16 protein-coding genes are annotated in these 17463 nt (G+C 67.8%); 11 read left to right on the top strand and 5 right to left on the bottom strand.

Translation table 11 applies throughout. The features are described 5' to 3' along the window. The first annotated feature begins 179 nt into the window (after positions 1-179). Complete coding sequence (locus ACJQWL_RS09405; protein WP_330969506.1) at positions 180-1262, top strand: calcium/sodium antiporter; 1083 nt, start codon at positions 180-182, stop codon at positions 1260-1262. Between the two features lie 647 nt (positions 1263-1909). Here ACJQWL_RS09405 and ACJQWL_RS09400 read toward each other — a convergent pair. From ACJQWL_RS09400 to ACJQWL_RS09380, 5 genes are all read right to left on the bottom strand, one after another. Continuing rightward, the gene (locus tag ACJQWL_RS09400) at positions 1910-3010 is read right to left on the bottom strand and encodes a hypothetical protein (protein WP_330969505.1); all 1101 of its coding nucleotides are present in this window, start codon (positions 3008-3010) and stop codon (positions 1910-1912) included. Further along, the gene (locus ACJQWL_RS09395) at positions 3007-3501 is read right to left on the bottom strand and encodes a DUF4365 domain-containing protein (protein WP_330969504.1); all 495 of its coding nucleotides are present in this window, start codon (positions 3499-3501) and stop codon (positions 3007-3009) included. Before ACJQWL_RS09395 ends, ACJQWL_RS09400 begins: the two co-directional genes overlap by 4 nt. Before the next feature lie 311 nt (positions 3502-3812). Continuing rightward, complete coding sequence (locus ACJQWL_RS09390; RefSeq protein WP_330969503.1) at positions 3813-4628, bottom strand: TSCPD domain-containing protein; 816 nt, start codon at positions 4626-4628, stop codon at positions 3813-3815. 111 nt (positions 4629-4739) lie between these two features. Next, positions 4740-5510 carry a histone gene (locus ACJQWL_RS09385; protein ID WP_330969502.1) on the bottom strand — a complete coding sequence of 257 codons (771 nt, stop codon included), beginning with the start codon at positions 5508-5510 and terminating at the stop codon, positions 4740-4742. 226 nt (positions 5511-5736) lie between these two features. Further along, entirely contained in the window at positions 5737-7887 is a 2151-nt protein-coding gene (locus ACJQWL_RS09380; RefSeq protein WP_330969501.1) for an adenosylcobalamin-dependent ribonucleoside-diphosphate reductase, read from the bottom strand. A 649-nt stretch (positions 7888-8536) separates the two neighbouring features. Here ACJQWL_RS09380 and ACJQWL_RS09375 point away from each other — a divergent pair. The 10 genes from ACJQWL_RS09375 (at position 8537) to ACJQWL_RS09330 (ending at position 17435) form a co-directional block, all read left to right on the top strand. After that, positions 8537-9985 (top strand): Do family serine endopeptidase, encoded by a 1449-nt coding sequence (locus ACJQWL_RS09375; protein ID WP_411300864.1) that lies wholly within the window; start codon positions 8537-8539, stop codon positions 9983-9985. A gap of 64 nt (positions 9986-10049) precedes the next feature. Further along, positions 10050-10412: a hypothetical protein gene (locus tag ACJQWL_RS09370; protein WP_330969494.1), complete on the top strand. Its 363-nt coding sequence runs from the start codon at positions 10050-10052 to the stop codon at positions 10410-10412. Between the two features lie 56 nt (positions 10413-10468). Continuing rightward, complete coding sequence (locus tag ACJQWL_RS09365; RefSeq protein WP_411300863.1) at positions 10469-11230, top strand: phage holin family protein; 762 nt, start codon at positions 10469-10471, stop codon at positions 11228-11230. Positions 11231-11295: 65 nt separating this feature from the next. Then, entirely contained in the window at positions 11296-11649 is a 354-nt protein-coding gene (locus tag ACJQWL_RS09360; RefSeq protein ID WP_330969493.1) for a hypothetical protein, read from the top strand. A gap of 113 nt (positions 11650-11762) precedes the next feature. After that, positions 11763-12782 (top strand): AI-2E family transporter, encoded by a 1020-nt coding sequence (locus ACJQWL_RS09355; protein WP_330969500.1) that lies wholly within the window; start codon positions 11763-11765, stop codon positions 12780-12782. A gap of 44 nt (positions 12783-12826) precedes the next feature. After that, complete coding sequence (locus tag ACJQWL_RS09350) at positions 12827-13543, top strand: HAD family hydrolase (RefSeq protein ID WP_330969492.1); 717 nt, start codon at positions 12827-12829, stop codon at positions 13541-13543. Then, the gene (locus ACJQWL_RS09345) at positions 13540-14931 is read left to right on the top strand and encodes a leucyl aminopeptidase family protein (protein ID WP_411300862.1); all 1392 of its coding nucleotides are present in this window, start codon (positions 13540-13542) and stop codon (positions 14929-14931) included. The genes ACJQWL_RS09350 and ACJQWL_RS09345 overlap by 4 nt, the downstream gene beginning before the upstream one ends. Positions 14932-15191: 260 nt before the next feature. Continuing rightward, complete coding sequence (locus tag ACJQWL_RS09340) at positions 15192-15761, top strand: hypothetical protein (protein ID WP_330969489.1); 570 nt, start codon at positions 15192-15194, stop codon at positions 15759-15761. An 8-nt stretch (positions 15762-15769) separates the two neighbouring features. Continuing rightward, on the top strand, positions 15770-16087 hold the full coding sequence (locus ACJQWL_RS09335; protein ID WP_330969488.1) for a winged helix-turn-helix domain-containing protein: 318 nt from the start codon (positions 15770-15772) through the stop codon (positions 16085-16087). A 97-nt stretch (positions 16088-16184) separates the two neighbouring features. Next, the gene (locus ACJQWL_RS09330; protein ID WP_330969487.1) at positions 16185-17435 is read left to right on the top strand and encodes an efflux RND transporter periplasmic adaptor subunit; all 1251 of its coding nucleotides are present in this window, start codon (positions 16185-16187) and stop codon (positions 17433-17435) included. Positions 17436-17463 lie beyond the last annotated feature (28 nt).

The following is a 17463-nucleotide window of genomic DNA, read 5'->3' as shown; positions in this document are numbered from 1 at the left end:
CCCCGAACAGGCGACCAGGACATCGGTCATCGGGCCGGTCGCCAAGTCGTTGGCCGGCAGGCACACGCGAGAATCACCGGTTTTTGACGTGCATTGATCGCTCGCCCACCCTGTTTCCGGCCAGACCAGCAACCCGCCAACCGGGGCCCACCCCAGTCACCCAGGAGAGGAATCCACACGTGCCCACGCTTGTCCTGTTCGTCATCGGCCTCATTGCCCTGGTGCTCGGGGCGGAGCTTCTCGTGCGCGGTGCCTCGCGGCTGGCGTTGTCGCTGGGCATATCGCCCCTGGTCGTGGGCCTGACGATCGTCGCGATCGGCACCAGCTCGCCGGAGGTCGCGGTGTCGGTCGGCGCGGCCATCGACGGGCAGACGGACATCGCGGTGGGCAACGTGGTGGGCAGCAACATCTTCAACATCCTGCTGATCCTGGGCGTTTCGGCGCTGATCATCCCGCTGCTGGTGAATGCCCAGATCGTGCGGCAGGAGGTGCCGATCATGATCGGTGCGTCGTTGCTGCTGCTGACCTTCGGCCTCGACGGCCGCATCGGCCGGCTGGAGGCCGGCGCGCTGCTCGCGCTGCTGGTGGCGTACGTGGTGTTCCTGATCGTGCAGTCGCGGCGCGAGCAGCAAAACGCCGCGCTGGCGGCGGCCGTGGCCGGCACCGCACCGAGCGCCGACACGGGCAAGCGCAACCTACCGCTGCAGTTGCTGCTGATCGCCGCCGGGCTCGGGCTGCTGGTGTTGGGCTCGAGCTGGCTGGTGGATGCATCCACCGAGCTGGCCCGGGCCATCGGCGTCAGCGACCTGGTGATCGGCCTGACCATCGTTGCGGCAGGCACCTCGATGCCGGAGGTCGCCACCTCGGTCATGGCGGCCATCCGCAAGGAGCGGGACATCGCCATCGGCAACGTCGTCGGCAGCAATATCTTCAACATCCTGGGCTGCCTGGGCTTGGCGGGCGTGGTGTCCTCCAGCGGGCTGCCGCTGGCGCCGTCGGTGCTCAACTTCGACCTTTGGGTGATGCTCGCGGTGGCCTTCGCGTGCCTGCCGGTCTTCCTCACCGGGCGCACCATCGCCCGCTGGGAGGGCGCGGTGTTCATCTTCTACTACGTCGCCTACGTGGCCTACCTCATCCTCGCCGCGCAGGAGCACGACGCGCTGGGGGCCTTCAGTGGGGCGATGCTCGGCTTCGTGGTGCCGATCACGGTGGTCACGCTGGTGGTGAGTGTGTCGCGTCCCGCGGTGGTGCGGCGGGAGTAGCGGACGCCTCACGCTGCCGGCAGACCGCGACGATGCCGACCTTGGGAGTTGCCAGCCGGCGAGGCATACGAGAAAGCGCCGGATCACCCAGCCGGCGTGCCTGCCAAAGTGGGACGTCAGCGCCTCGAGGCTGTGGAAGTGAACCTGACCGCGATGGTTTCGACCCCGCTCGGGTGTGGCCGCGGCCTGTTCGCTCATTGGAGCTTTCGGCCTGGCGGCCGAGTTCATTTCTTTTGCTGGCCCAAAAGATACGGAACCAAAGAAAAGGCCTTCCCCGACAGGTCAGACACCTCGCGTGCGGAGGCGCGGGGATTTCCCGACTCGCCTTTGTCCGCTTCGCGGCCAAAGTCCGGCCCGCGCTTGCGGCGCGGGCGTTCGTTCGGTGCGCGAGCCGATGGCTCGCAAGCGCACCTCCTCACCCATGGCTCGGTCGGGAAACGGCGGGCGTCCTGCCCGCCGCCCTACGGGTCTGGGGCAGACCACCCAGGCGTCATTCCCGCTAAGGCGAGAGTCCAGTGCTCAAAGCGGTGGAAGTGAACCTGACCCCGTCGCTCCGGAAAGTCGACTCTGACCCCTGTTCTTGATTGCCGCGATGTGATGCATGACAACCCCGGGTGCGCTGCACTTACCCGGGCTACGCTGGCTGCCTACTGTGTTCGGAAGAGTTCATAGTTGCCCAGTACCCGGAAGTCTTTTGGTTCAACCATGCTCGCCGTCCGGGGAGTCACAATTACGCTTCCGCTCACTTGAACAAGCTGTTTGTTCTCGTGTGCATGAATTGCCGTTGCATAGTCCTCAGTACCTAGTGGAATTCCAACACTGCGTTGTGCCCCATTGGTAAGAGTTGTAGCCAGATGGATTAGCCCCGCCTCTTGCTCTGCGCGGCGCGTTAAGCGCTCGACCACACCAACGACAGTTACGTCCGTTAACGTGTATGTCTGACGAAAATAGTCAGCGGCTGCTTGTAGATACGGCTGCTGGTCCGGTGTGAAGGTGACCGAGGTGCGCGGCGATTTCGTTAGCTGATCCACGGAATCCGTGCTAAGCGAAATTTCGACGGTTCGCGACCTGTCCTTGCCTGAGAACTGCGCTACTGCTTCGCAAAGGTTCGCGCTCGCGCCACGTGCGAACGCAAGCTCGAAAGCGATTGGGTTGCCCGCTTCGCTGTAATGCTGGATGGCCTCGTTCAGCCCGAGTAGCGCAGACCCGAGGGTCTGAGTAGCTATTCGCGCAAAGCCCCGCGGCTGATCTTCTCGTGTCGACTCTTTACAGTAAACGTGGATCACATAACTGCCATGTGTCGTCTGGCCGAGTCGCGCGCTCTGCAGTAGTGCGGCTACGGCAGCGGCGGGACGACCTAGATAGAGGGGGCGCTTCTCGAGAGCCGCCGACGCTGCCGCAGATAGAAGTTCTCTTGCGTTCTTGTTGAGTGCAATTCCATCCTCAAGCGGAATGCTTCCGTCCTTTACGTCGGGATGGGAAACGCGAATCGACACTGCGTTCTCGGTCGTGTCGCGGATGTCTTGGGTGAGTTCACTAGCCGTTGCCCCTTTGCTGGCGGCGAGCTTGCGTAGCGCCTCGTGCAGCAGGAATTCCTTGTCACTAGCCTGTTCTGTCGGAAGTAATACCTCGCCACCTTCTTGCGAAGCGTACCTCCACACTTCTACAAAGCCGTTAGGAGCCGCTATGAGCGACCAGGCTTGCGCGATCAAGTAATCACGAAGTTGCCTTAGCGTGATCCTGCTCATGGATCCCTCAGGTCGCTTGCAAGCGACAGAAGGTAGGTCAATGAGGTTCCGGTCAAGCGGTTGCTGAGGGGCAAGCTGACTGTGATGGTCTCTTGTTCTACTGCTGGCAGTCCTTTCAACGAGGCCCAGTAGCACCCCGACCGAAGCAGCATCCCGTCATCAATATGTTGCGACCAATCATCGCAAGACTCGGGAACTTCTAACAAGGCCAAGTACCGCGGACAGCCAACGCGAACGTCCCGAAGATCGTCATAGTTCTTGCGCTTCAGTGGAAAGCGAATGACGCCCCCCACCCTGAGTAGTAGGTGGGTGCACTTCAGCTGGAAGCTGATCTGTGGATCACGGATTAGACCGCCGAAATCCCTTCCAAAGAAGGCGATGTCGACGCTGTCGTTATCCACACTTGGAGTTGCGGAGTTGATGCCAGCCTGTGCAGCCAGTGCACCGACATACGCTCGGTTGAACTGCTCTTTGCGTGCAGTGATATGCATCGACGTAGACAGACCCCTGTTGCGCCAAGTCCTTGCGGCGGTGACTTGGCCTCTACGAAGCGCCGAAAGGCGAGCGCGTGGAAGTGCACTCACGATGGCCTTCACCCCAATGCTGGACTGTAGCGGATCGTCTGCAGGATGAGTTGCTGAGAGTGAGACTGCAGCTAGCGGTTCGTGCGTGATTCGCTGTCAAAAAGAAAGCCGGCACTGGGCCGGCTTTCTCGAATTACCTTATAGATCAAGGGTCTTATTGATGGGCGGCGCAGGGATCGGACGTGCGACCCTTGCCCTGTGAAGGCGAGACTTCTAACTCACCCGCACTTCGAATACCCACAATTCAAGCAAGTAGCACACCCATCCATCACCACAACGGCCTTCGTACTGCACTTGTGGCACATGGTCGCGCTGGGCGGGAAGGCGACGCCGCCATCCCCGGTGACTTCCACGTCTTCCTGGCGCGCGTCACCGCGCACCTTCGGCTCCGGGAACAGCTCCCCGCTGGCGTCGTCGCCGGCGGGGACGCCTACTTCAGAGTTTTTTTTTGAGTCCAGCGCGGCGAACGCGGCGCGCTTCTCGGCGATCAGCGCGCGCTGGGCATCGCTCATTTCCGGGTCGTGCATCATGCCGATCGACTTGAGGTGGTCCTCGACGATGCTGCCCAGCTCGGCGACCAGGGACGGCATGTACACGCCGCCGGCCTTGAAGTAGCCGCCCTTGGGGTCGAACACGGCCTTCATCTCGTCGACCACGAAGGTCACGTCGCCGCCCTTGCGGAACACCGCGCTCATGATGCGCGTCAGCGCCACGATCCACTGGAAGTGGTCCATGTTCTTGGAGTTGATGAAGATCTCGAACGGGCGGCGGTGTTCGTGTTCGGTGCCGGCGTTGAGCACGATGTCGTTGATGGTCACGTACAGCGCGTGCTCGAACAGCGGCGACTTGATCTTGTAGGTGGAGCCGATCAGCACCTCGGGGCGCTCGATCTTCTCGTGCATCTGGATGACGTTGGCCTTGGGCTGGGCGGCTTCGGCGGCCTGGCGGCTGACGGCCTCGGCGGCCTGCTTGGCACGCTCTTCCGGGGTGACGACGCTGTAGCCCTTGATTTTCTGGTCGATCTTGACGGCCATCGGCCCTGCTCCTGGTGCGGTGGTGCGTGGTGTGCTGCGGGTGGTGTCGGCCGGGCCGGGCCCGGGCCGCCCGCCCCGGGTCACGGGGAGGGCGGGTGGTGCGGTGCCGGATCAGCGCGTCGCGGACGACGTCTTGCGTGCGGACTTGCGTGCGGCCGGTCGCTTGGCGGCGGCCTTGCGGACCGGTGCCTTGGCAACGGTCTTGCGCGGGGCGGCCTTCTTGCTGGCGACCTTGCGTGCAGGCGCCTTCTTGCTCACGGCCTTCTTGCTGGCAACCTTCTTGCTGGCGGTCTTCTTGCTGGCGACCTTCTTGCCTGCGGTCTTGCGGGTCGCCGTCTTGCTGGTCGCGGACTTCTTGGCCGGCGACGTGCGCGCGCGGGTGGCCGCGGCCTTCTTGGCGGCGGTGGAGCGCACCGCTGCCTTCTTGGCCCGGGTGGCGGCGGCCTTCTTGCCAGCGGTCTTGCGCACGGCGGTCTTCTTGGCCGCGGCCGTCTTCCTGGCGGCCTTGGCGGTGGTCTTGCGCACCGAGGTCGCGGCCTTCTTGGTCGCGGACTTGGTCGCCTTCTTCACCGTGGTGGCCTTGCGGGTGGCCGCGCCCTTCTTGGCCGTCGCCTTCTTGGCGGTGGCTGCCTTCTTGGCGGCGGTCTTGCGCTTGAGCGTGCCGGCTTCCTTCTTGGCATTGGCGCTGGCGGCGGCGAGCTTCTTCTTGGCGGTGCCGACCGCCTTCTTGGCGGACTTGCGTGCGTTCTTTGCAGTCTTCTGGGCCGACTTGAGCGCGCCCTCGGCGGTGCTGGCGATCACGCCGCCCACGTTGATGGCGGTTTCTTTGACGTTCTCGGCGGCCTGAGACAGGGACGCCGTCACTCCATTGCCGTTGCTCATGAGCCCTCCTAACGGGCGTAAAAAGTGGCGTTGCAATAGTGGAGGTTGTTCCACGGAGCGATGCTATACCTGCTGCGCGCGCAAAACACAGTGAACCGACGTTGTCGTCGACCGCCTGCAAGCCTTGGCGCACGGGCCGTTTCGATGTCCGCCGACCCGGCCCGGGGTCGGCGCGGGGCGGTACGGCCGCCCCCGCCGCGATGCGCCGCGCGTGCGGCGGCACCGGTCAGAACTTGCCGTAGTAGCCCTCTTTGAGCGCGTCGAACAGGTTGGCGGCGGTGTGCATCTCGCCGTCGTACTCGATCTGTTCGTTGCCCTTGACCTCGACCACCGCGCCGTCCTCGAGCTCGAAGCGGTAGGTGGTGTTCTCCAGGTCCGCCTCCTTGACCAGCACGCCCTGGAAGGCGGCCGGGTTGAAGCGGAACGTGGTGCAGCCCTTCAGGCCCTGCGCGTGGGCGTAGGTGTAGATGTCCTTGAAGTCCTCGTACGGGTAGTCGGTCGGGACGTTGGCGGTCTTGGAGATCGAGCTGTCGACCCACTTCTGCGCGGCGGCCTGCACGTCCACGTGCGCCTTGGGGGTGATGTCGTCGGCGCTGATGAAGTAGTCCGGCAGGCGCGCGGCATCGTCGTCGGAGTACGGCATCGCCCTGGGGTTGACCAGCTCGCGGTAGGCCAGCAGCTCGAAGGAGAAGACGTCGACCTTTTCCTTGGACTTCTTGCCTTCGCGGATCACGTTGCGGCTGTAGTGGTGCGCGAAGGACGGCTCGATGCCGTTGGAGGCGTTGTTGGCCAGCGACAGCGAGATGGTGCCGGTGGGGGCGATGGAGCTGTGGTGGGTGAAGCGCGCCCCGACTTCGGCCAGCTCGGCGGCAAGCTCCGGCGCGGCCTCGGCCACGCGCTGCATGTAGCGCGAGTATTTGGCGTGCAGCACGCGGCCCTTGATCGCCTGGCCCAGCTTCCAGCCGTCGGCCTTCATCTCCGGGCGCTTGCGCAGCATCTCGGCGGTGACCTCGAACTCCTCTTCCATGATCGGCGCGGGGCCCTTTTCGCGGGCCAGCTCCAGCCCGGTTTCCCAGCCGGCGATCGCCATCTCGCGGGCGATGCGCTCGGTGAACTCGCACGAGGCGGCCTCGCCGTACTTCATGCGCATCATCGTCAGGGTGCTGCCCAGCCCGAGGAAGCCCATGCCATGGCGGCGCTTGCGAATGATCTCGTCGCGCTGCTGCTGCAGCGGCAGGCCGTTGACCTCGACCACGTTGTCGAGCATGCGGGTGAACACGCGCACCACTTCCTTGTACTCGTCCCAGTCGAACGTGGCCTGTTCGGTGAAGGGGTTGCGCACGAACTTGGTCAGGTTGACCGAGCCCAGCAGGCAGGCGCCGTAGGGCGGCAGCGGCTGCTCGCCGCACGGGTTGGTGGCGCGGATCGCCTCGCACCACCAGTTGTTGTTCATCTCGTTGACGCGGTCGATCAGGATGAAGCCCGGCTCGGCGTAGTCGTACGTCGAGACCATGATCATGTCCCACAGGTGCCGGGCGCGGATCTGGCCGTAGACCCTGCAGGCGACCAGGCCGTCCTCGCGGCTGACGTAGTTGCGGTGGGTCGGCCATTCGCGCCACACCACCTGCCCGGCATCGTCCAGGTCGACGTCGCCCTTTTCCTTGATGTTGAGCGGGAACACCAGCGGCCAGTCGCTGTCGTTGGCCACCGCTTCCATGAAGCCGTCGGTGATCAGCAGTGACAGGTTGAACTGGCGCAGGCGGCCGTCCTCGCGCTTGGCGCGGATGAAGTCCTTCACGTCCGGGTGGGAGACGTCGAAGGTGCCCATCTGAGCGCCGCGGCGGCCACCGGCCGAGGACACGGTGAAACACATCTTGTCGTAGATATCCATGAAGGACATCGGGCCGGAGGTATACGCGCCGGCGCCGGCGACGAACGCGCCGCGCGGCCGCAGGGTGCTGAATTCGTAACCGATGCCGCAGCCGGCCTTGAGCGTCAGGCCGGCCTCGTGGACCTTGTCCAGGATGCCGTCCATCGAATCCTCGATGGTGCCCGACACCGTGCAGTTGATCGTGGAGGTCGCAGGCTTGTGCTCCAGCGCGCCGGCGTTGGACGTGATGCGGCCGGCGGGGATCGCACCGCGGCGCAGGGCCCAGGTGAAGCGCTCCATCCAGTACTGCTGCAGCTCGGCGGTGGACTCGGCCCCGGACAACGCCTTGGCGACGCGGCGGTAGGTGGCGTCGATGTCGGCGTCCACCGCCTCGCCGGTCTTGGTCTTCAGGCGGTACTTCTTGTCCCAGATGTCCATCGACGCGGGCTGCAACGCGATGTCCCTGTCCATTGCCTTCTTGACCGCCTCGAGGCGCACCGTGCTCATGCTTGTGTTGTCTCCCTTGGGGATCCGGTCACGTGGGGCTGCCGGGTCCGATTCCTGGTGGTGTGTTCTTGTTGTATGTGTTGCGGGTTGTGTGTTGCTGGCAACGCTCCTGCCACCGCCGGCGCGAAGGGCCTGCCCGCGCCGCGGGTGCGTCGCGTCGTGCCGGTCGTGTCGTCGTTGCGCCTGTGGCCTGTCCGCCCCCGTTCCGCACCCCGTCCCCGGTGGCAGCGCGCTCGGTGGCTGCCATCGCCCGGAAACCTTGCAACCCGGGTAAAACCCTTCAGGTTGGGCCGTTTCCGTTCCATGGACACAACATGTAGTGTCCGAGGCGAGGGGTCAAACTACGCCCGCCCCCCGGGGCTGTCAAACGTTTTTTGACCCCCGGCACGGGGCGCGGGCATGACCTCCGGGCGGCGACATGCACCGACCAACGGGGCACGCTGGTGGCCCCTATGGACGACCCGACCAGGGCGTCGCGGCCTCTGCCGGGCCTGCCCTGGAGGCCGTCTCGCTGACGGTCTTTCATGGCCGATTTACCCCGGGGGGTCGAAACTGAACGGCCCGCCGATATCCTGTGCAGCCTTAGCCTGGCCGCTGCGCACGCCGTCCGTGCCCCGATCCATTCGCGCGAACCGACCACGAGCCCCCCATGTCCCAGACCCCGCTGCCCCCTGCAACCCGCACCCTGCTCGCCCTCACCCTGGCGGCGGCGTTCGGTGGATTTGCCGCCACCGCCGTGCGCGATGCGCTCCACGCCCCGGCTGCCGCGTCGCCCGCCGCCATCGCCGCGCCCACCGCCGGCGCGCTGCCCGGCGCGGTGGGCGGGCAGCCGATGCCGTCGCTTGCGCCGATGCTGGCCCGGGTCACCCCGGCGGTGGTCAGCGTGCACACCAAGCAGGTGGTGCGCATCCGCAACCCGTTCGCCAACGACCCGATGTTCCGGCGCCTGTTCCCCAACGTGCCGCAGGAGCGCATCAACGAGTCGCTGGGCTCGGGGGTGATCGTGGACGCGGCCAACGGTTACCTGCTGACCAACCACCACGTGATCGAGAACGCCGACGAGGTGTCGGTGACGCTCAGCGATGGACGCACGTTGCCGGCCGAGTTCGTCGGCTCCGACCCCGACACCGACATCGCGGTGATGCGCATCGAGGCCGACAACCTGCAGGCGCTGCCGCTGGCCGACTCCGAAGCACTGCGGGTGGGCGACTTCGTGGTGGCGGTGGGCAACCCGTTCGGGCTGAGCCAGACGGTCACCAGCGGCATCGTCTCGGCGGTGGGGCGCTCGGGCATCCGCGGGCTGGGCTACCAGAACTTCATCCAGACCGACGCCTCGATCAACCCGGGCAACTCCGGCGGCGCACTGGTCAACCTCAACGGCCAACTGGTCGGGATCAACACCGCCAGCTTCAATCCGCGCGGCTCGATGGCCGGCAACATCGGCCTGAGCTTCGCCATCCCCACCAGCCTGGCGCGCGAGGTCATGGCCCAGCTGGTCGCCACCGGCGAGGTGCGGCGCGGCACCCTGGGGCTGGACACGCAGACGGTCGACGCCCGCCTGGCGCAGGCACTGGCGCTGGGCGAAGCGCGCGGCGCGGTGGTCACGCGCGTCTACGAAGGGTCGGCAGCGGCGCAGGCCGGCATCAAGCGTGGCGACGTAATCCTCTCGGCCAATGGCCAGCGCATCGACGACGCGGCCGCCCTGCGCAACTTCGAGGGCCTGCAGCGGGTGGGCAGCCCGATCACGCTGGAGGTCCGCCGCGACGGCAAGCCGCTGTCGCTGGCAACCATGCTGCGCGAGCAACCGCGCAGCGTGGATGGGGCGTCCATCGACCCGCGCCTGGCCGGCGCGACCATCGCCGAGCTGCCCGAACGGCTGCGCCAGTCCGGCCGCGTGGCCGGGGTGTGGGTGGAAGCGGTGGCGGCAGGCTCCCCCGCGGCACGCAGCGGGCTGATGGCCAACGATGTGATCGTGGCCTCCAGCGCCGGCGGCTTCGACGACCTGCCCGGCTTCCGCGCAGGCTTCACACAGCCTCCCGCACAGTTGGTGCTGCGCATCATGCGCGGCGGTCGCCAAGGGGTGCTGCAGATGCAGTAGCCGCCCACGGAGACCCCGCGGGCCGACCGCCACCCCCACCCCAGAAATTTCAGGAGATCCATCCATGTCCCCCACTTCGACCGATGCAATGAAGAGCAACCTCGGTGACGCCGGCAGCAACCTCAAGCAGGCGGCGGTCGACGCCGGCCACGCGATCAAGGGTGCGGCCGGCGCGGCCGGTGACGAGCTCATGCTGGGCAAGGCGACCATCAAGGCCGACCTGGCCGACAGCGCACTGGCCGGCATCGCCGCGGCCGAGAGCGCCGGCGGCGCCGCGCGCGAGCAGGTGGACATGCTGATGGAGAAGGGCATGGACCTGGTCGACTCGGCCGCCGAGTTGGTCCGCGAGCGTCCGCTGGCATCGTTCGGCGTGGCCTTCGCCGCGGGCTTCATCCTCGCCAAGCTGGCCCGCAACGGCGACCGCTGAGTGCTGTTGCCGTCCCGCGACATGCGCCCGCCCCTGCACCATGACGAGGGCGCCCGGTGACCCCACGCGATCCACGCCTGGATCCGCGCATGGGGCCGTCGGGTGACGAGTACAGCGCGCCCGCCGACCGCCTGTCGGCGGCTGCGCGCGAGGCCATCGACCGGCACGCCCGCGAGAACGCCGAGGAAGAGGCGCGCATCCGGGCCCGGGATGCCGGCGAGGACGCGCGGCGGCGGCAGTCCCGCAACCGGGCCGAAGACGTCGCCGACGCCGCCGAGCGCCAGGCCTCGACTCCCGACCCGGACCAGCCGCAGCCCGACGTCCTCGAGTCCCTGCGACAACTGGGCGAGGCGGGCCGGTCCAGCCTGGGCGCCGCGGGCGATGCAGCGCGCGCGCTGCGCACGCTGGTGTCGGCGGACTTCTCGTTGGCGCGCAGCGCCATGGGCCGGACCCTTGCGTTCACCGGCATGGCGATCGCCTTCGGCGCCACCGCGTGGTTGTTACTGATGGCTGCACTCATCGTCTTCCTCAGCCGCGAGGCCGGCCTGCCGTGGTCGGTATCCATGCTGCTGACCTCTGCACTGAGCATCGCCATCACCTGGTTCGCGGCCTGGCAGGCCATGCGCTACTTCGACCACACCCGGATGCAGGCGACCCGGCGGCAGCTGGCGCGCCTGGGCATCGGGGAGCTTGCCGATTTCAGCCCGCGGGCGGGCGACGCACGTTCGGCCAAGGACGTCGCCGAGGAGTCGCAGGAAGAGAACGGCGACAGGCCGCTCAAGGACGACAAGCTCGGCGTGGACGTGACGCCGCCCTGATCGGTCCCGGGTCACATTCCCTCTCCCGCCCCACCCCCCATCGCCCCTACCTGGACACCGCCCCGATGAGTTTCGACAAGCTGCTGCACAAGGTGGAGCAGGCCGAGATGGCACTGGAAGCACGCGAGCGCCAATACAGCGCCGACATGCGCCAGGTGAAGCGCTCCTGGCGCCTGGCCTGGACCCCGGGACGGATCGTCGTCGCCGGCCTGGCCACCGGTTTCATGGCCGGGCGACGCAGGCGCCGCGCCGGCGGCGACGGCACCAGCATCCTGCGGGTGATCTCGCTGGTCTCGACCATGCTGGCCAGCCAGAACGCCAAGCAGGCATCCGCCGACGCCGAGGACGCGGCCGATGCGGCCACCGACATGGCGGCCACCCAGGCGCCGGGTGCCGGTGCAATGGGTGACATGCCGTGACCACGCCGGCTGGCACGTCCGGGCGGGAGCCGGCCTTCGACCACGACCACGACCACGACCAGAAAGCGGAGCCCGCCCCCGCGCGGAAACCCCGCCCCCGCGCCCCCGTCGCGCTGGTGGTGCTGGCGGTACTGGCGGTCGGCTACACGATGTGGGCCGCGCAAGCCATCCTCTTGCCCATCCTGCTGGCCATGTTCCTGTCGCTGCTGGGCAACCCGATCATCCGCGCCCTGCGCCGCCTGTACATCCCCACTTTCCTGGCCGCGCTGCTGGTGCTTCTGGGCGGCCTCACCGTGGCGGGCGCCCTGGGCTACCAGTTGATCGAACCAGCGTCCGAGTGGGTCAGGCAAGCGCCGCGTGCCATGGGCGAGATCGCGCCAAAGCTGCGCGAGCTGACCAAGCCGATGGACGACGCCAGCAACGCAGCCGAGGACATCGCGCGCGTCGCCAGCGGGGACGACAAGGGCCAGCCGGTGCAGGTGGTACGAACCAAGGTGGACGACCCGTATGCCTCGCTGTTCACCACCCCGAAAATGCTGGCATCGGTGCTGGCGGTGGTGCTGCTGACGCTGTTCTTCATGGTGTATGGCGAACAACTGCAACGAAAGGCGATCGCGCTGATGCCCAGCCGGCAGCAGAAGCGCGTCACCGTGGAGATCATGCATTCGATCGAGGTGGAGGTGTCGCGCTATGTGTTCACCATCAGCCTGATCAACGTGACCGTCGGCATGCTCTTCGCCGGCATCCTGTACATGCTGAAGGTCCCGCTGCCCGAAGCGTTGCTGTGGGGCACGATGGCGACCCTGCTCAACTACGCCCCGTACGTGGGTCCGCTGATCGGCATCCTGATGATGCTGGTGATGGGCTTCGTGGCCTTCGACGAGCTGTGGATGTCGCTGCTGCCGGCGGGCATCTACCTGCTGCTGCACACGCTGGAAGGGCAGATCTTCACCCCCATCATCCTCGGCCGGCGGATGCGCATCTCGCCGCTGATCCTGATCCTGGCCCTGCTGCTGTTCGGCTGGATGTGGGGAATCGTCGGGCTGTTGCTCGCGGTGCCGCTGCTGGTGTGCGTGAAGATCATCCTGTCACGCATCGAAGGCGTGGAAGGCTGGGCCACCCTGATGGAATGAGGCGGGTGGGGTCCCGGCGGTGTGCGCGGCGTTAGAATCGACCGGTGAGTTTCCCCGTCCACGCGATCACCCTGGACCTCGACGACACGATCTGGCCGATCGCGCCGGTGATCGTGCGCGCCGAGGATGCGCTGGCCGCGTGGTTGCGCGAACACGCCCCGCGAACGGCCGGGCGCTGGCCGGTAACGGCCTCCCGCGAACTGCGCGAACGCATGGGCAGCGAGCGGCCCGACATGTCGCACGACTTCACCCAGCTGCGCCGGCTGGCGTTGCAGCACATGTTCGAGGAAGCCGGCGACGATGCGTCCCTGGTGGACGCCGCGTTCGAGGCCTTCTTCGCCGCCCGTTGCGACGTCGAGCACTACCCCGACAGCGTCGATGCGCTGCAGCGGATGGCCGGCAGGGTGCCGCTGGCCGCCCTCAGCAACGGCAACGCATGCCTTCGTACCATCGGCCTGATGCACCTGTTCCAGTTCCAGTTGGGCGCACGCGAACACGGCGTGGCCAAGCCCGACGCCAGCATCTTCCATGCCGCGTGCGAGCGCCTGTCCTGCAGTCCCGGCACGGTGCTGCACGTGGGCGATGACGTGGAGATGGACGTGGTCGGCGCCCACCGCGCCGGCCTGCGCAGCTGCTGGATCAACCGCGAGGCGCGCGAGTGGCCCCACCGCCAGCTCGAGCCCGACCTGCAATTTCCCACCCTTGCCGCCCTGGCCGACTGGCTGGACACGGCGCATGCCCTGGAAACGAACCGACCATGACCGACGTCCCCTTGCCCGCCTGCTTCACCGATGCCGCCGATGCGCGCGACGCCCAGCCGCTGCACCTGGTGGACCGGGCGTCGCTGGCCGCCTGGCGCGACGCGCAACCGGCCGTGGTCGCCGGTTGGGTCAAGGCGCAGGGTTTCGACGCATCGCCCGGCACGGTGATGACCCTGGCCGATGGCCAGGGCGGCATCGCCGGCGCGGTGGTCGGCATCGGCGACCCGCTCGACCCGGCCAGCTACGGTCACGTGCCGATGTCGCTGCCACCGGGCACATGGTCCGTGGGCGGTGACCTGCAGGACGACCAGCGCCAGGCGCTGCAGCTGGGCTGGGGACTGGGGGCGTACCGCTTCGACCGATACAAGAAGCCCCCGCGCCTGCCGGCCCGCCTGGCCATCGACGCCGGCGATACCGCCGCGCTGGATGCACTGGCCGCATGCGTGCGCGTGCGCGACCTGGTCAACACGCCCACCGAACACATGGGCCCGGACCAGCTTGAGCAGGTGGCCTGCGAAATCGCGCAACGCCATGGCGCCCGGATCAATGTGGTCGGCGGCGACGACCTGCTGGAAAAGAACTTCCCCGCGATCCACGCGGTCGGCCGGGCGAGCCACCGCGCACCCCGCTTGATCTCGCTGGCCTGGGGGGATGAGGGGCATCCGCACGTCGCCATCGTCGGCAAGGGCGTGTGCTTCGACACCGGCGGCCTCGACCTCAAGCCCGCCGACGGGATGCGCTGGATGAAGAAGGACATGGGCGGCGCGGCACACGCGATCGCGCTGGCCGAATGGATCATGGCGCGCAGGCTGCCGCTGCGCATCACGTTGCTGGTGCCGGCGGTCGAGAATGCGGTGGGCCCGGATGCGTTCCGTCCGGGCGACGTCATCGACACCCGGCAGGGCCTGAGCATCGAGATCGACAACACCGACGCGGAGGGCCGGGTGGTGCTGTGCGATGCACTCACCTACGCAGGCGAACTGCAACCGGCCATGATCGTCGACTTCGCCACCCTTACCGGGGCGGCGCGCATCGCGCTGGGACCGGAACTGCCGGCCCTGTACTGCAACGACGACGCGCTTGCCCAGCAATGGCTGGACGCCGGCGCAAGCCAGCGCGACCCGGTCTGGCGGATGCCGCTGTGGCGTCCTTACCTGCGCTACCTGACCAGCAACATCGCCGACCTGGCCAACGGCGGTCCATCGAAGATGGCCGGCTCGATCAGCGCCGCGCTGTACCTGGAGCGGTTCGTGCCGGCCGGCATGCCGTGGGCACACCTTGACGTATTTTCCTGGAACGACGCCGAGCGACCGGGCCACCCGTTCGGGGGCGAGGCGCAGGGGCTGCGGTCGGCCTTCGCGATGCTGGGCGAGCGCTTCGGCGCCTGATCCGCGCCGGTTGCGCCTGCGCGCGCAGCGACCGCGGCGCAGCCCGGGACCGATGCAACCCGTCCTCGGCACGGCGGGCCGGGGCGCCCCGCCCGGCCGTGCCCGCTCGCGTGTGGCAACTGCGACCAACGACTGACGGGCGGTCCGGATTGGTAGCGGGTCACTTGCATACTCTGTATTTCAGAGTACTCTTGCCCGGCCGCTGCGCTGCACCAGGCGGCCAGTGCAGCCAACCAAGTCCACCACCCGGGAGAACCGCCATGACCACCCAGCGCATCCAGCAGGACCTCGATTACGTCGCCACCGCCGTGCGCCGGCACGACCAGCCGCTGGGCGTGCCGGCGATCTACTTCCTGTGGGCGGTGCTGGTCCCGGTCGGCTTCGCCCTGCCCGACTTCGCGCCCCGCATCGCAGGGCCGTACTGGCTGGTCGCCGGCTTCGGCGGTGGCCTGCTGAGCTGGTGGCTGGGCGCCCGCGATGCGCGCCGCACCGGCATCAACGACACCACCGACGGATGGCGCCACGGCCTGCATTGGCTGGTGGGCGGCCTGGGCTTCCTGCTGTGCACGTTGCCGGGCATCGTCGGACGCATTCCCTTCAGCGAGGCGGTGCCGAACTTCCTGCTGGTCGCGGGCCTGGTGTACGCCCTGGCCGGCGTGCACCTGGAGAGGCCGCTGCTGTGGAGCGGCCTGGTCATGCTGGCAGCCTTTGCGGTGCTGACGGTGTTCGCCCTGCCCTACACCTGGACGATGACCGGCGTGGCCATCGGCCTGTCGCTGGCGTGGGCCGGATGGTCGGCCCAACGCGCCGCCGCCACCGACCCCGCCTGAGCGCGGACATGGCCACCTCCGACAGCGCCAACCCGCTCGACGCCCTGGACCCGCAGCTCGAACACCGCGTCCGCCTGGCGATCGGGGTGCTGCTGGCGCGGCATGGCGAGATCAGCTTCGCCGCGTTCAAGCAGCAGCTGCAACTGACCGACGGCAACCTCGGCTCGCAGCTCAGGCGGCTGGAGGATGCCGGTTACATCGCGCTGCGCCGCGACTTCGTGGAGCGCAAACCCGTTACCTGGTACCGGCTGACCACGCCGGGACGCAAGGCGGTCGACCGCCATCTCAAGGCGCTGCAGGCGGTGATCGCGAGCGCCCGGGCGTGATGCGGGGGAGCCGCACGGCGTCGAAAGTGACAATCGGCAGGTTGGAACCGCCCGGTGGAGGGGTCACACTCCGCGCTTTCACACGTCATGGACCGGCATGAACGACTCGGCTGACCTGCTCAAGCAGCTTCGCATCGACCGCAGCGCCCCGCCGCCGAAGGAATCGCGGCGTGCGATGTGGATCGGCCTGGCCATCGCGGCGGCCGTCCTGCTCGCCGTGCTCGTCGCGTGGTTCGTCCTGGCCCGCAACGCCGCGCCGGAGGTGCGCACCGCGCAGGCCGTCGCCATCGGCGGCAGTGGTGGCGCCAGCGCCTCGGTGCTCGATGCCACCGGCTACGTGGTGGCCCGTCGCATGGCCACGGTGTCGGCCAAGATCACCGGCAAGGTGCGCGAGGTGCTGATCGAGGAAGGCCAGCGGGTCGAAGCCGGCCAGGTGATGGCGACCCTGGACCCGGTGGACGCCGGCGCCCAACGCACCCTCGCCGCCTCGCAGCTGGCGGCCGCGCGCAGCCAGATCGCCGGCAGTCGTGCACAGCTGCGCGAGGCCGAGGCCAACGCGGCACGCCTGGGCGAGCTGGTCGGCGGGCAACTGGTGTCGCAGTCGCAGTACGAGCAGGCGGTGGCGCAACGCGATGCCCTGCGCGCCCAGCTGGCGACGGTGCAAAGCAATGCCCGGGTCGCCGGTGACCAGCTGCGCATCGCCAGCCAGGGCGTGGACAACACGGTGGTACGCGCGCCCTTCGCCGGCGTGGTGATCGCCAAGGCCGCGCAACCCGGCGAGATCGTTTCGCCGCTGTCGGCCGGTGGCGGCTTCACCCGCACCGGCATCGGCACGATCGTCGACATGGATTCGCTGGAGGTCGAGGTCGACGTCGGCGAAGCCTTCATCGGCCGGGTCCAGCCGAAGATGCCGGTGCAGGCCACGCTCAATGCCTACCCGGACTGGCGCATCCCGGGCGAGGTGATCGCGATCATCCCGACCGCCGACCGCAGCAAGGCGACGGTCAAGGTGCGCATCGCGCTGCTGGAACGCGACGACCGCATCGTCCCGGACATGGGCGTGCGGGTGAGCTTCCTGGAAAAGGCCGCGTCGAAGGACGAGCCGGAACGCCCGCGCGGCGTGCTGGTGCCGGCCACCTCGATCGTGACGCGCGACGGCAGCCAGGTCGCATTCGTCGTCGACGGCGACGCGGTCCAGCGGCGCGAGGTCGCCGTGGGTCGCACCCTGGGCGATGACCGCGAAGTCACCGAGGGCCTGGCCGGCGGCGACACCCTGGTCCTGGATCCGCCGGCCGACCTGGCCGATGGCGATGCGATCCGGATCGGAGAAGACGATGAAGAATCCTGACCCCGCCGCAGCCCGCCACCTCGCACCG

The sequence above is a fragment of the Novilysobacter viscosus genome (genome assembly GCF_046600715.1).
GTDB classification, from domain to species: domain Bacteria; phylum Pseudomonadota; class Gammaproteobacteria; order Xanthomonadales; family Xanthomonadaceae; genus Lysobacter_C; species Lysobacter_C viscosus.
Note: the sequence above shows the minus strand (reverse complement) of the source record. Positions and strands in the feature narration are given on the sequence as shown.